Origin of the sequence: Microcoleus sp. B9-D4, from assembly GCF_036705105.1 — a bacterium.
Taxonomy (GTDB): domain Bacteria; phylum Cyanobacteriota; class Cyanobacteriia; order Cyanobacteriales; family Microcoleaceae; genus Microcoleus.
In genome coordinates this window covers 22,344-36,358 of record NZ_JAUBTS010000069.1, presented here as the reverse complement: position 1 = coordinate 36,358, position 14,015 = coordinate 22,344, and the positions used below count along the sequence as shown (strand labels likewise).

Annotated in this window: 8 protein-coding genes and 4 pseudogenes; 8 read left to right on the top strand and 4 right to left on the bottom strand. The window is 44.5% G+C overall.

Translation table 11 applies throughout. The features are described from left to right. Positions 1 to 83: 83 nt before the first annotated feature. A pseudogene (locus tag QUB24_RS28320) lies at positions 84 to 1,139 on the bottom strand (IS701 family transposase). Positions 1,140 to 1,753: 614 nt separating this feature from the next. Here QUB24_RS28320 and QUB24_RS28315 point away from each other — a divergent pair. From QUB24_RS28315 to QUB24_RS28285, 7 genes and pseudogenes are all read left to right on the top strand, one after another. Beyond that, positions 1,754 to 1,843 (top strand): annotated as a pseudogene (locus tag QUB24_RS28315) (hypothetical protein); the annotation flags it as partial. A gap of 129 nt (positions 1,844 to 1,972) precedes the next feature. Then, positions 1,973 to 3,560, top strand: a pseudogene (locus QUB24_RS28310) (IS1634 family transposase); the annotation flags it as partial. A gap of 286 nt (positions 3,561 to 3,846) precedes the next feature. Next, positions 3,847 to 4,135: pseudogene (locus tag QUB24_RS28305) on the top strand (transposase); the annotation flags it as partial. Positions 4,136 to 4,456: 321 nt separating this feature from the next. Then, on the top strand, positions 4,457 to 5,317 hold the full coding sequence (locus QUB24_RS28300) for an inositol monophosphatase family protein (protein ID WP_333156928.1): 861 nt from the start codon (positions 4,457 to 4,459) through the stop codon (positions 5,315 to 5,317). A 160-nt stretch (positions 5,318 to 5,477) separates the two neighbouring features. Then, a complete protein-coding gene (locus QUB24_RS28295; RefSeq protein ID WP_333156927.1) occupies positions 5,478 to 6,158 on the top strand; it encodes a Crp/Fnr family transcriptional regulator in 681 nt (226 codons plus the stop codon). Further along, complete coding sequence (locus QUB24_RS28290; RefSeq protein ID WP_333156925.1) at positions 6,155 to 8,056, top strand: M61 family metallopeptidase; 1,902 nt, start codon at positions 6,155 to 6,157, stop codon at positions 8,054 to 8,056. The genes QUB24_RS28295 and QUB24_RS28290 overlap by 4 nt, the downstream gene beginning before the upstream one ends. A gap of 214 nt (positions 8,057 to 8,270) precedes the next feature. After that, positions 8,271 to 8,744, top strand: a complete 474-nt coding sequence (locus QUB24_RS28285; RefSeq protein ID WP_333156923.1) for a TerB family tellurite resistance protein — start codon at positions 8,271 to 8,273, stop codon at positions 8,742 to 8,744. A 649-nt stretch (positions 8,745 to 9,393) separates the two neighbouring features. Here the strand turns inward: QUB24_RS28285 and QUB24_RS28280 are convergent. Then, positions 9,394 to 9,924: a peptidoglycan-binding protein gene (locus QUB24_RS28280; RefSeq protein WP_333156922.1), complete on the bottom strand. Its 531-nt coding sequence runs from the start codon at positions 9,922 to 9,924 to the stop codon at positions 9,394 to 9,396. A gap of 269 nt (positions 9,925 to 10,193) precedes the next feature. Continuing rightward, positions 10,194 to 11,846 (bottom strand): NAD(P)H-hydrate dehydratase, encoded by a 1,653-nt coding sequence (locus QUB24_RS28275; protein ID WP_333156920.1) that lies wholly within the window; start codon positions 11,844 to 11,846, stop codon positions 10,194 to 10,196. Between the two features lie 115 nt (positions 11,847 to 11,961). Between QUB24_RS28275 and mnmA the strand changes: the two genes are divergently transcribed. Then, positions 11,962 to 13,053, top strand: coding sequence for a tRNA 2-thiouridine(34) synthase MnmA (gene mnmA / locus QUB24_RS28270; protein WP_333156919.1), 1,092 nt, complete (start codon positions 11,962 to 11,964; stop codon positions 13,051 to 13,053). A gap of 269 nt (positions 13,054 to 13,322) precedes the next feature. On the opposite strand, the gene QUB24_RS28265 is transcribed toward mnmA, so the two are convergent. Then, the gene (locus QUB24_RS28265) at positions 13,323 to 13,907 is read right to left on the bottom strand and encodes a hypothetical protein (protein ID WP_333156917.1); all 585 of its coding nucleotides are present in this window, start codon (positions 13,905 to 13,907) and stop codon (positions 13,323 to 13,325) included. Positions 13,908 to 14,015 lie beyond the last annotated feature (108 nt).

Sequence of the window (14,015 nt, the reverse complement as noted above, 5' to 3'; positions counted from 1 at the left end):
GCCGCATATCGTCGCATTTCTATTGAGGACCCAGATATGCGGCATGGACCCAAAAGCCGCTCTAAAAAAATAGATGGTAGGACTTACGCATTGACAGAAAACGAACTATGTGTATGACTGTTGACTTTCTCGGACAAGTGTGAAACAATAAAGTCACGGGCTATTTTTAAGTAAAGATTTCTTTGGATTTCATACCAATTTTCTATTAAGTCTTCAGCTCGCATTAGTTCCAACTGGGTAAAGGCTCTAATTGCACAGAAAATATGAGTGCAAATCGCCGGGGATTGTCTAACCATAAACCGTCCGATACCACACACTTGTTTGACAGCTCTATGATACGTTTCTATGCCCCAATGAATGGAGTGAATTTCCTTGAAGTCCTGTTGAGTCAATTGGGATAATTCGTCAAGTTTTGGCAGGAATATAATATAATATCTCTCCCCCTGTTTTTTGAAGGATTTTTTATACAACCTTACCTGGCCAAATTGCTTGAGATGAACGACTAACCCATCAGGAGGAATATCAAGTGTACTGACTTGAACCCATTGTCCAGACTGGATGCAGACTTTTCTATTTTTAGCGACTCCCATCAAAAAGCCCAGCTCCTTGTTTTTTAAGAACTGGAGATTTTCTCGACTTGAGTACCAACTATCTCCTGTCACAAATTTTGGGGTTAAGCCCCAGGATTCCACCTCAGCTATCATTTCTCTTAAATATTGATTTTTAGTTTTTCCCTCCCGTTTATCATAGATGCGATAATTAACAGGAACTGATAGGCCAGTCGGGTCAGTATAGTAGAGTGTAATCAGGTTGATCCCTTTTATAGGTCGGTGGTGAACTCCCGACCTATAATATCCAATTAAATCAGCTTTATCCGGAGCTGAATAAGGTTTTTCTATCAGCGTATCGTCACCACTTAAGATTCCTCCTACGAGTTAAATCTTTGTTTTTACCATTTCAAATAAATCCTTGGGATCGTATCGTTCCTGTAAAAGGAAACGATTGATGCTGTCATGGGAGACATTTTCAAGGATTTCTGCCAAACGGCAGCAGCCACTATACTTGGGATCGGCTAGTAGAAACAAAGTATATATGTCAAGGTGGCAAACCGCCGTGGATGGCTTTGTCAGTTGTCGGATGGTTTTGTACCTTTCTTCGCGCATCTCTCAACTAGAGTAAGCATATTTGTGATTTTTGTCAATGCGTAAGTTCTAGATGGGTATAAACGCCACATTCTTAAAGATTTAGATAGCGGTGTAGTTTGTGCATTGGCATTGAAGGAGCGCAAATACTCCCGAATCTGCTGCTACACTTGACCTAGAACGTGACTTAAGACTCCAAAATATTCACCTAACTGAGTTACATATTGACCGGGCTTATTTATCTAGTCATTGGGTCACACAGCGGGATGACCAATTAAAGATATTTTGCAAGGCCAGGCCTGTCAGAAATTCTGGCCGATTTGATAAAAATTCCTTTTTCCTGGATTGGGATACGCATTTAATGAGTTGTCCCAATCAAGTAAGTATCCCATTTGAACCGGGAAAAGTTGTTCATTTTCCTCCGAGTGAATGTGCAATTTGTCCTCTGAGATCCGACTGCACAAATAGTAAAAGCCCACATTCCGCAGATATTTAGACAAATTTAATAGTTTTAAATAGGGAGGCATAAAGCCATGTAATCAATATATAGCAACGGTTTCACGTATTGCTAAAAGTATATAATAGAGTCAGGAACACAGGTGTAAAAAATCATGAATCAGCCCCCGGTCGCAATAAAAGTCCTCAACATCGATCATTTAGGAATAATAGCGGGAATTATCGATGAAATGGAACTCGTAGAATTAGTGAATAAACAATAGTCCGGACAGTTTTCAATCACTAACGGCAGAATGCGGGTTTCAGCCTTCTCAGTGAGGTCAAATGCTAACGGTAGAATGAGGGTTTCAGCCTCGGTCTCAAAAACTGTCCGGAGTATTGAATAAACAAATCGGTATCAAAGAAAAAGAACTCCTAACTCCCGGACAAGTAATGAAAGCAATGATTTTGAATGGATTAGGATTTTTGAGCGCCCCTTTATACTTATTTGAACAATTTTTTGTCGGCAAAGCAACAGAACATCTGATTGGAGAAGGAGTATTACCATCACATTTAAATGATGACCGATTAGCCAGAGCCTTAGACAAATATTATGCAGCAGGCACAACACAACTATTTACAACAATCGCTATAAAAGCTGCCGAAAAATTTCAAGTAAAAATGAATAGCATTCATTGGGATGGAACTTCAATGTATGTACATGGGGAGTACGCAAAGCCGTCAGAAAAAGGAGTCAATTCAGTCAAAATTGAGTCAGAAGTGAAAATTCAAGAATCATCGCATAAATCAGAGATGAAAACCATAGAACTCAAACATGGATATTCGAGGGCTCATCGACCAGACCTCAAGCAATTTATTATTGACATGATTTGTACAGGAGATGGAGATGTACCATTATCTTTAAAAATAGACTCAGGAAATATCGATGACAAAAGTGTATTTGTAGAGCGATTAAAAGAATTCAAAAACTCCTGGAAGTTTGCAGGTGTAAATGTAGCAGATAGTGCCTTATATACCAAAGATAATATCATCGCTATGAGAGGAATGAAATGGATAACTAGAGTTCCTTTAACTATAAAAATGGCTCAGGATAAAATATTAAATATCGAAGCTCACCAATGGACAGAGAGTGAAATATCAGGATATAAAATGGTCGAAAAAGAAAGTGATTATGGAGAAGTCAAGCAAAGATGGTTAATCGTAGAAAGTGAAGCGATAAAAAAATCAAGTATTGAACAAATAAATAAGCAAGTAGAAAAACAAAAAGAAAAAGCATCAACCTCTCTACGCAACCTATCCCAGCCAAATTTTGCTTGTGAACCCGATGCTAAAATGGCTCTCGAAAAATTGTCAAATTAATTCAAATATCATAAAATCAACAATATTGAATATCAAAAAACAGCCGAATATGGGCAATCAGGTAGACCCAGTAAATTGGCAATGCCCACTCAAATCACTTATCGAGTAACAGGTGAATTAGAGACTAAATTAGAAGTAATTGAAGCTGAAAAAACTCAAGCAGGTCGATTTATTTTAGGAACAAATATTATCGACAAGAATGAATTGAGTAATGAGAGCGTACTCAAAGAATACAAAGCCCAACAATCGACAGAAAGAGGATTTAGATTCCTGAAAGACCCGTTGTTTTTTACTTCAAGTGTCTTCGTAAAAAATCCTCAGAGAGTAGAAGCAATTGCCATGATAATGGGACTGTGTTTGTTAGTCTATACCCTAGCACAAAGAAAGCTAAGACAAGAATTAAAATATTCAGGAATTTTGGTCAATAATCAGGTGAAAAAATTAACAAATAAACCGACTATGCGCTGGATATTTCAGGTATTTCAGGCCGTACATTTGATAACGGTTAATGGACACAAGCAAGTGAGCAATTTAACGATAGAACATCGAAAAATTCTCTCTTGTTTAGGGACAGTCTGTCGTCAATATTATCTGATTATTTAATCAGGGAGATTTGAAGTCAAATTGAGATACTTGTCGAGCCAATAAATTTTGACCAAGATAATAATTATCTTGGTCAAAAAAACTGTGGATTTATTGGAGTATATTGTCTGATAAATTGAGCCAGTTATTGTCACAGAAAAAAAACGGGATTCAACTTGAGATATTGTCTAATAATTTTCATAAAAAATAGAAATTAAAGTTAAAATAGTTAGACTAAAAAAAGCTTTATGGCTTTGATTTTTGAAAAATACCAGTAAGATAATCACATCTGCGGAATGTGGGTAAAAGAGGACGTAGTGTATCAATTCATCCTGATGAAGCTTTAATGCAAGAGTTGCGAGGGCGTCAATCCACTACCACTGGTCGTCTTGACTTGAGAAAGCGTACTACAGTTGAGCATTTTCTAGCCCATATTGGTCATTGGCTTTCTTAACCGTGCCCGGTATCTGGGACAAAGGAAAAATCTCTTCGATTTACGTCGAGTCGCTGTTGTCCATAACCTCCATGTCATTGCTCGAATATCTAAGCTTTTGCCAATTCAACCGGGCATAGAGTCGAATTCATTGGCGGGGTAATTGCATACATCTCTTTTGTTGTCAACTTCTAATACTGTACCGACGCCCTAGAGATAGTTCTCGAATGGTGAACGAAAGTGAACTATAGCAATCCTCGCATCATTTGTAAATTTCTTACTCCCTCCCCTTGGGTTCGGAGAGGGTTGGGGTGGGGTAAAAATTTTACGACTCCTGCAAGGATTGCTATAGCAACGGCGCTGATGGTTAGGAAACTGGGTTTCTCGGCACCTGCGTGCAAATCCTGTAGGAATCAAAAACAGTGACACGCGCCGATCGATTCCAAGGACTTAAGCTTTTATGCTGAAGTTAGCTAAAAAATTTATGTTTAACCTCATGTATATTTCTCCAGAGCAAGACCAAAAAATTCGCTACACCCTGCGCGAGTGCGGTCAAGAAGCTTACAAGCTCGCAGCCGAACCTTTTGAAGTTTGCGAGAAAGGGCCCAACGACTACGTGACGAGTATCGATCAATACCTAGACCGACAACTATCGGCAGCATTTAGCGCTTTGTTTCCTGAAGACGGCAGGATAACGGAGGAAAACGCCGCTTCCAGAGCAGCTTACGGGGCCAATTACCAGCGGCTCTGGTGCATCGATCCCCTCGACGGAACTGAAGAATTTATTCGGGGAAAACTACACTACGCTTCGATGGTGGGGCTGCTGCTTGAGGGGGAACCGGTGGCCGGTTGGCTCTACGCCCCGGCTTTTGACCAAATGTATTTTGGTGGCAAAGGTTGGGGATTGTTCCAAACTGTGGGAGCCCAAGCGCCACAGCCGATCGCCCTATGCAAACCGCCGGCTCCGACAGCGGAAAATTGTAAAATTGTTCTCGGAGACAAAGACCAGAAAAACTACGCCCGGGCGATCGCCCAAAGCATCCCCGGAGCAGAATTTTACTCGTTGGGCAGCTTTGGCTTAAAAGTGATGGAAGTTATCTTCGGTCGAGCTGGTTTGTACCTGTATCTCAACGGCAGAGTTAAAGTGTGGGATACCGCCGGCCCTCTGGCTCTAGCAAAAGCAGCCGGATTGGTTTGTTGCGACTTGCAAGGTCAACCGCTGAGGTGGACTAAAGATGCGATCGAGCCGGAGACTCTGGCCCACACGCAGTCAATCGCGATCGGCTGGCCGGAATACATAGAACCTCTGTTGGGTAAAGTTCAACAGGCAGTCAGAGGCTGTTAAAACCGTTTAGGATGAAAGAATCTGCCAATTTTACATGAAGCGGGCCTGTGCACCCTTATCATCAATTAAAGGAGCAACAGATTGTTTGTGTTCCCAAACATCGATCGTTCCCTAGCTGTTGGGTGTCGCCTAATCATATTTCCCACCTCCGCGAGTTTGCATGAAGACAGAAGCTTTCAGTGAGCTATTCCCTCTATTTAAGGGTGCTAACCCAGAAACCTTGGGAGGGCTGCTATCAAATGCCGTCAAGCATGAGTATCCCCCGGGCCGAGCTGTGGTGATGGAGGATTCTTGGGGCAACGCGATTTACTTTGTCGTGTCTGGCTGGGTAAAAGTCCGGCGCTTGTCAAACGATCGAGCTGTATCAATGGCTATTTTAGGACGGGGTGCCTTCTTCGGCGAAATGGCCATTCTGGACGAATCTCCCCGATCGAATGACGTACTTGCTCTATCGCCGGTGCGACTTCTCAGCGTCACAGCTCAGCGATTTATCCAAACCCTGTTTAAAGATCCGCAATTGCACCACCGGATGCTGCAACTGATGGTGCGGCGACTCCGCCAAACCAATCACCGCTATCAACTCCGAAACCGCCAGCCAGCGGTTAAACTAGCAAATACTTTAGTCGAGCTGGCAGAAAACTACGGTCAGAAAACTGCTGAGGGCAAAGATATCTTCAATATTCCTTATGAAGACTTAGCTGATGTCACAGATATCACCCTAGATGAAACCAGCAAAATTATGGAAAAACTCGATAGTAAAGGTTGGATCAAAATCGATCCAGACCGCGAAACTATCCATTTGATCAACCTCAAGCACTTGATTAATTTGGCAAGTCAATGACTGATGTTACTTATGAGGATACCTCGTCGGCTGCCGACAACCGTCAGGGGCAACTAACAGCACCGACAATTCAATATTCGGTGGCGATGCCCAATCCTGAATCCCACCTGTTTGAAGTAACTTTGCGCGTGCAAGGTTGGTCGGAGCCGGTTTTGGATTTAAAAATGCCTGTCTGGACTCCCGGTTCTTACTTGGTTCGAGAATACGCCCGCCACCTGCAAGATTTTAGCTCCCATGCGGGCGCTCAAGCTTTACCTTGGCGCAAGCTCAGCAAAAATCACTGGCAAATCGAGACCGATTCGGTGTCAGATATCACGGTTCGCTACCGCATTTTTGCCAACGAACTGACAGTGCGAACCAATCATTTAGACTCGACTCACGGTTATTTCAATCCGGCGGCTTTGTGCTTTTTCTTGCCCGGTTTTGAGAGCAACTGCTACACTATAACCGTTGTGCCGCCGCAGCCAGAATGGCGCACCGTTACTACTTTGCCGCCTGTTTCCGGGGAAAATCTTACTTTCGCTGCGGCAGATTTTGACACTCTCGTAGACAGTCCTTTTGAGATTGGCTGTCACGAAGTATACGAGTTTGAAGTGATGGGAAAAGCCCACCAGCTAGTTGTTTGGGGAAAAGGCAATTTAGAACCCGATCGCACGATTCGAGACATCCAAAAAGTGATCGAAGTCGAGGCAAAAATGTTCGGCGGTTTGCCTTACGAACGCTATGTGTTTTTCCTGCATTTGTCCGGCTCTGGTTTTGGTGGTTTGGAACACAAGGAGAGTTGCACTCTCAACTATCCGCGTTTTGGTTTTCGGGCTAAGGAAAAGTATGAACGCTTTATTCAGTTGGTAGCTCACGAGTTTTTTCACCTGTGGAATGTCAAGCGCATTCGACCGAAAGCTCTCGAAGTATTTGACTACGAAAAAGAAAATTACACTCCTTCTTTATGGTTCTCTGAAGGCACTACCAGTTATTACGATTTGGTCATTCCTTTTCGAGCGGGTATCTACAGCGTGAAAGGTTTTTTCCAAGGTATGGCTAAGGAAATTACTCGCTTGCAGACGACTCCGGGGCGGAGCGTGCAGCCTCTGAGCGAGTCGAGCTGGGATGCTTGGATTAAACTTTATCGCCGGGATGCTAATAGCGACAACTCGCAGATTTCCTATTATTTGAAAGGGGAAGTTGTGTCGTTTTTGCTCGATTTGTTGATTCGCGCCAAACACGGCAATGAGCGATCGCTCGACGATGTGATGCGTTTGATGTGGCAGCAGTTTGGCAATGCTAGTTCGGCCCAAAATGGCGATTTAAACCTGAAGTCGGGAACAGGCGGCAAACCGGCGCATTTGACCTCAAATGGACACTTAAATTCTCCTTCGCTGCCAGCAGAAATAGGCTTTACTCCCGAAGAGTTGCAAAGTGCGATCGAGTCCGTCGCCGGCATGGATTTGAGCGACTTTTTTGCGCGCTATATAGACGGCACAGAAGAGTTGCCTTACAACAAGTATCTGGAACCTTTCGGGCTAGAACTCACCGCAGGTGAAACTAGCGAAATACCTCGCATCGGTTGGACGTTGGGAACGGAAAACGGGCGGGAAATGGTTAAATTTGTCGAAGTAGGATCTCCGGCACAATTGGCCGGAATTGATGCTGGAGACGAGTTGCTGGCGATCGAAGGTTTTCGGGTAAATGCAGAACAAGCGGGTGAGAGGCTAAAAGATTATCAGCCGGGGGACACAATAGAGGTGACGGTTTTTCACCAAGACGAACTGCGGACTTGTCCTGTTACTCTCGCCCCGCCGCGACCGACGCGTTACTCGATCGTGCCGGTGGAACAGCCCACCGCGATTCAGAAACAAAACTTTACTGGATGGCTGGGAGTTCCTCTATCGAAATTGTGACATAAATGAAGGGGAACAGGAAAGAAAAGACAAGAAGGAATCAAGCTCAATTCCCAAGTCCCAATTCCGCTAGCATCCTGCTGGTAAAATTGAATCACCAGTCAATACCCAAATATCATTCAGTTTTTCGACTGACAGTTAACAGTCAACAGTCAACAGTCAACAATAATTCCGGTTGCACCGGAATTGATATTACCAATTACCCATTTTGATTATGCAAACCCCACCTCCTCCATCAATTACGCCCCGCCAGATGAATCTGCTGAGAATTGTTGCTTCTATGGCCTGGGCTGACGGCGAACTCGCGACAGAAGAAGTTAATTTAATGCTCGATCGCTTTTGTCGTTTGTTTGCCCCAGATACCGACGGACAACAAATGCAACAAGAACTTCGGGATTACGTCATGCAAAATATCCCCCTTGACGAGTTGATCTGCCAACTAGAAACTCAAGATGAAAAGGAATTAGTCCTGCAACTCGGCTATGAAGTGATTTCTTCTAGTTCTCGCACTCCCGATGAACCAAAAATTAATGCTGAGGAAGCCGCAGCTTATCAAAAATTAGTGCATTTGCTGAATCTTTCAGAGGATGTGGTCAAGCGTATTGAAGCTGAATCATCGGCTGCAGATACTTCAGAGGGAATTGTCGAGAAGATGGCTCAAAAATTAGAAAAGTTCATCAAAGGCTAGTTCGGGACTTGCGTGCGCTTGGCTTAAAAACCCGGTTGATTCCTAGATTTCTCGTTACTAAACCGGGAATTTTTCGTAGAAACCGGGAATAAGCCCCCCATGCCTAAGTCTTGTTAGGTAAGTATCGAAATAATATTTTTCTGAGTGCAACTATTTACAACTAAAGCTGAAGGGAAATAAACCGGATTGTGATATCATCTTCGATCTATTAACCATAATATCCCGGTCGGGGCGGGTTTTTGAGATTGTCAATTATTGGCAGGTATGCTTGGCTCACGGGCCCCTACAAAAATCGCGGTCGCTTGACTGGACATGATATGACTCCCAATTTCCTAGGATATACTAACAAAAAACACGCAAAAGTCGAGAATATTTTTCATTGCCGGGAACGGTAACAGAATTTGCGTGAAGCGAAGCTATCCCGCAGGGAATCGCCCTTACCGTGCGCTGCCTTCCCATTAACAATAATTAGGGACTTAGGCAAAGCCTAAATCCCTAATTGAGCTACCGATTTTTTGCCATTACTGAAAGTGATATCGTTTCCGGTTGCATCAGAATAATAAAATCGAGTCAACAGTCAACAGTCAACAGTCAACAGTCCACAATCATTTCTGAGTAAAACCGGAATAGATATTAATCCAACCCGTCATTAGTGCGGTAACTTGCTGAGGGCGTGCCAAGTTCTGTAGCCGACAATACCATCTTGCGGTAAAGCCTTGCTGAGTTGCAACTGTCGCACGGCTACATCTGTCATCGCCCCGAAGAATCCGTCAATGGAGCCGAAATAGTATCCATTGATTTTCAAGACATTCTGAACAATTTTAACAGCATTACCAGAACTGCCTTTCATGACGATCGGCATATTCACAGGTGCACCAGAGTATAGTGCTTCCCAAGTGATAGGGCCGACAATCCCATCTTCTTTTAAAAAGACGCGGTGTTGATAGCCTTTGACTGCGTTTTGAACTTGGACGCCGAAGATACCGTCAATCGGGCCAAAATAATATGCCCAATGATATAGAAGCTGTTGTAGTTCCTTGACAGCTTGGCCTGTTGAACCCATTTGTAAAGTGGGTTTGTTTACTCCAGTGGTTGCAGCAAATGCAAGAGTTGATTGAGGAGTAGTATCGGCGACGAGAGCCATAGTTTCATTGTTCAAGCTTCTTTCTTCGGTGTACATAATGTGGTTCCTCTCAAGATTTAAGTTTTGGTCTTTGATATTTCAGGTATAACTGGTGGGATTTGTGAGTGCACAGTCACTTTTTGGAGTGTCACTCATGTGAGTGTCACTCGTTTGAGTTACCCGTTGGTTTGTCGTAAGGAATGTAAGTTGTAATGTTTTTATGAGGACTTTCGTTGTCAATACAAACCAAGGGCTAAGGTGCGCGGTGCACACCTACCCAATACAAAGATGGGGGGGTACGCACTCTACCAACTCATGTCGATTGTTTACTCAGCAAATTCTCGCAAAGCTGGAATTAAATACTGTGTCAAAGTAAAGGCATCTACTCCTAATTCCGTCCGTTCTTTAGCAGCCATGATTCCGGCTTTAGCGTGCCACCAAGCTGCTGTTGCAGCAACTGATTTGGGGGGGGATTTGCGGGCGATCGCACTTGCTAATAGTCCCCCTAACAAGCCTGTGAGAACGTCGCCGCTGCCACCTCTGGCGAGGGCTGGGGTGCTTTCGGGATTGAGGTAGGTGATGGTACGTGAAGCGTAGCTATCCCGTAGGGAATCGTTCTCATCCTTCCAACTTATGCAAACTCTGGCTCCTTTGAGCAATATCGTTGCACCGCAAAGCTGAGCTGCTGCTTGAGTTGCCGCAATTCGATCATCGCCGGTTTGCTCGGCTAATTCGGGAAATAAACGCTTGAATTCGCCCGGATGAGGCGTGATAATTGTCAGTGCTGGGCGTTCGGACAAAATCGGGACTGTGCCGAGTTGAGCGAGGATATTTAAACCGTCAGCATCTAAAACCAGAGGTCGATCGCTCTCCAGTACAGATTCTACAGCTATTGCGGCTTCCAATGTCAGACCTGGGCCTGCGGCGATCGCATCATAGGTACTCAAATCAATTGCTACTGGCAACTGGCTAATTGCACCGCTGTGGGTTTCAGGACATCCTATAACTAATGCCTCTGGCAACTGGCTGCTCAACATCGATTTAATCGACTCAGGAACAGCAATTGACAGCATTCCGATGCCGCTTGCTCTTGCTCCCAATGCTGCCAAAATTGCGGCTCCGCTGTAGCGGCGGGAACCTGCAATAATTAGTAAGTGACCGTTGGTGTATTTGTGCGAAATTGGCGATCGGGGTAACGGCAAATGCTGAGTTGCCGATGCTTTTGTAATGCGTTGTATTGCTGGCGTTTCGCCCAATATTGCTGCAATATCTGCTGCGGTAATATCAAAATCAATTAATTCTGAACTGCCGATATATTCTAACGCTCTGTCTTGCAGAAATGCCATTTTCCACAAACCCAAACATAATGTATGTTTTGCCCGGATAGCCGTTCCCAAAACTTCTCCACTATCTGTATGAATTCCCGAAGGAATGTCTATACTTAAAATTGGTATATTTAAATTATTTATTTCGTCAATAGCTGCTGCGGTAGCGTTAGTAATTTCTCGTTCTAATCCAAATCCAAATAAACCATCTACCAGCCAATCGCAGTTTGTCAGATTTTCAATATTATCAACAAATGAAATATTTAAAGAACGCGCATAATCAGCGTGAGTTTTTGTGAGTTCTTTGAGTTTAGAAAATGGGCAGTAAATAACTACTTGGAACCCTTGAAAATGCAATTCGCGGGCAACAACCAAAGCATCGCCACCGTTGTGTCCGGGCCCAACCAATATGCCGATAACTGGCAATTGAGAATTAACAATATTTTTCCCTTCTTCCCTTTTCCTTCTATCCGTTAAATCCCGTACACTGCCCGTTGCCGAACTTCCTTCCGCTTTCAAAAGCTCCTGAATGCGTCTAGCAATCAGTCCCGCGACTTTTTCCATTAAAGCTGCGACTGGCATTCCAGCAGCAAAAATTCTCGTTTCTATTTGCCGCATTTGGTCGGCGGTGACAACAAATTTTTGAATGGTCATATTAATGCTAAAATTTCAGCTAACAGCAGCAGTGGCCAGTTGTAGTATTTTTGTGGTATAATAAATTAGCTCGATCGAACTAACTCACAGTAAAATAGCAATTTCTCTCAGAATCATGAACAAGATTGTTGTAGGCCTCTCCGGCGGGGTCGATAGTTCCGCAGCAGCCGCAATTTTACACCATCAGGGATATGAAGTGGTGGGTTTAACGCTGTGGTTGATGAAGGGCAAAGGTCAGTGCTGCTCTGAGGGAATGGTCGATGCAGCTAAAATTTGCGAAGATTTGGGCGTTCCCCACCACATTGTTGACAGCCGCGAGGTCTTTCAGGCAAGTATTATTGATTATTTGGTGGAGGGTTACAGTGCAGGAGTTACGCCTCTGCCTTGTTCGCAGTGCAATAAAACTGTGAAGTTCGGGCCAATGCTTAAGTATGCTCGCGAAGAACTCGGAATTGAAAAAATCGCTACAGGCCACTACGCTCGGATTACTTACGATGCTGCTACGGGTCGCTATCAGTTGCTGCGGGCGATCGACCCTGCGAAAGATCAGTCTTATTTCCTGTATGATCTAACACAGGATTTGTTGGCGGGTACGGAGTTTCCTTTGGGGGAAATTACCAAGACAGAAACTCGCAGAATTGCGGCGGAATTTGGATTGACAACTGCTGATAAGCCGGAAAGTCAGGATTTGTGCTTGGTGGAAAGTAACGGTTCGATGCGGGCTTTTCTGGATAAGTACATTGCGCCGCAAAAGGGTGACATTGTGGACAAGTCAGGGCGGGTGCTCGGACAGCACGACGGCGTGCACCACTACACCATCGGCCAGCGGAAGGGACTCGGAATTGCTGCAGCGGAACCGCTGTATGTGATTGAACTCGATGCTGCTGGCAATCGGGTAATTGTGGGCGATCGACAGTTGGCAGTAGAATCTGAATGTACAGTCCAGAAAGTGAATTGGGTTTCTGTGGCTGCGCCGATGGCTCCGATTCGGGCTCAGGTACAGATTCGATATCGATCGCAACCCGTCCCGGCTACAATTATTCCTGTAGAATCCTCCCAGCCAGAGGAAAAAGTCGGCGGTACAAGAGTTAAGTTGATTTTTGACGAACCGCAGTTGAGCATTACCCCCGGACAAGCGGCTGTTTGGTATGACGGAGACGTGCTGTTGGGCGGCGGCATCATCGAAAGAAACCAAGTCCCAAATTAAAGCAAGGGGCGGGCTAGAAGCCCAACCCCTACTCCCCACAAGAAACCACCCACAAAAAAACTCACTCTTTGTGGAACAGGCCGGAAAGCCTGTTCCCAGAAGCCCACAAGAAACCACCCACAAAAAAAACTCACTCTTTGTGGAACAGGCCGGAAAGCCTGTTCCCAGAAGCCCACAAGAAACCACCCACAAGAAAATTCACTCTTTGTGGAACAGGCCGGAAAGCCTGTTCCAAAAGGAAACTTATATTTCATTTCCCAGGGGTACATTTACTTAGCTAACTTTTTTTCCAAACGCAAGATATTTCCCCTAGCATTAGTACGGTAAACCCAAGTTTGCCTACCATCAGAAACCACAACCCGCCAACCTTCAACAATCATTTGACCGCAAATTTCATCCGCTTTCGAGAGTCCTAAACAAGTATTCGGCCAACTTTGTCCGCTCGATTCAGTTACTTTCAACTTGTCAGCAGCAATGCCAGTGGAGTCCGACAACTCTCGGCGAACTGCTTCTGCTACGGTTGCGGGCAATTGCTTCGGGGGATTTTTGCGCGTACCCTCGGTCAAATTTCCCGGTTCCGAAGTTAGACTATTTAGTGCCAATACCGAATAGCTGATTTTTTGGGGCACCGCGGCTAAGGAAAATTGCTGCGCGGTTTGCGGCGGTTGCCTTTCCAACTGGGCAAGGGAATCTTTGAGAGCGCCCGCGTTAGCGGCTGCGGTGTGTCTTAGCGCCGGATACATTTCCCATACCAGAATTCCTGTCAGCACCAAAGCCAAGATTACAGGATTGGGCTGCTTTTGGTCTCGGTTTTTATTTTTTTGAAAACTATTGTTGGAGATTCTTTTCATCATACGCCCTCTGCCTCACTTTACACAATGCGCGATCGCTCCTGGACACTCAACTGCAGATACTGATTTAGACACTATTGCTGGTGCTATTGGTTCCTTTGTGCAGAACCG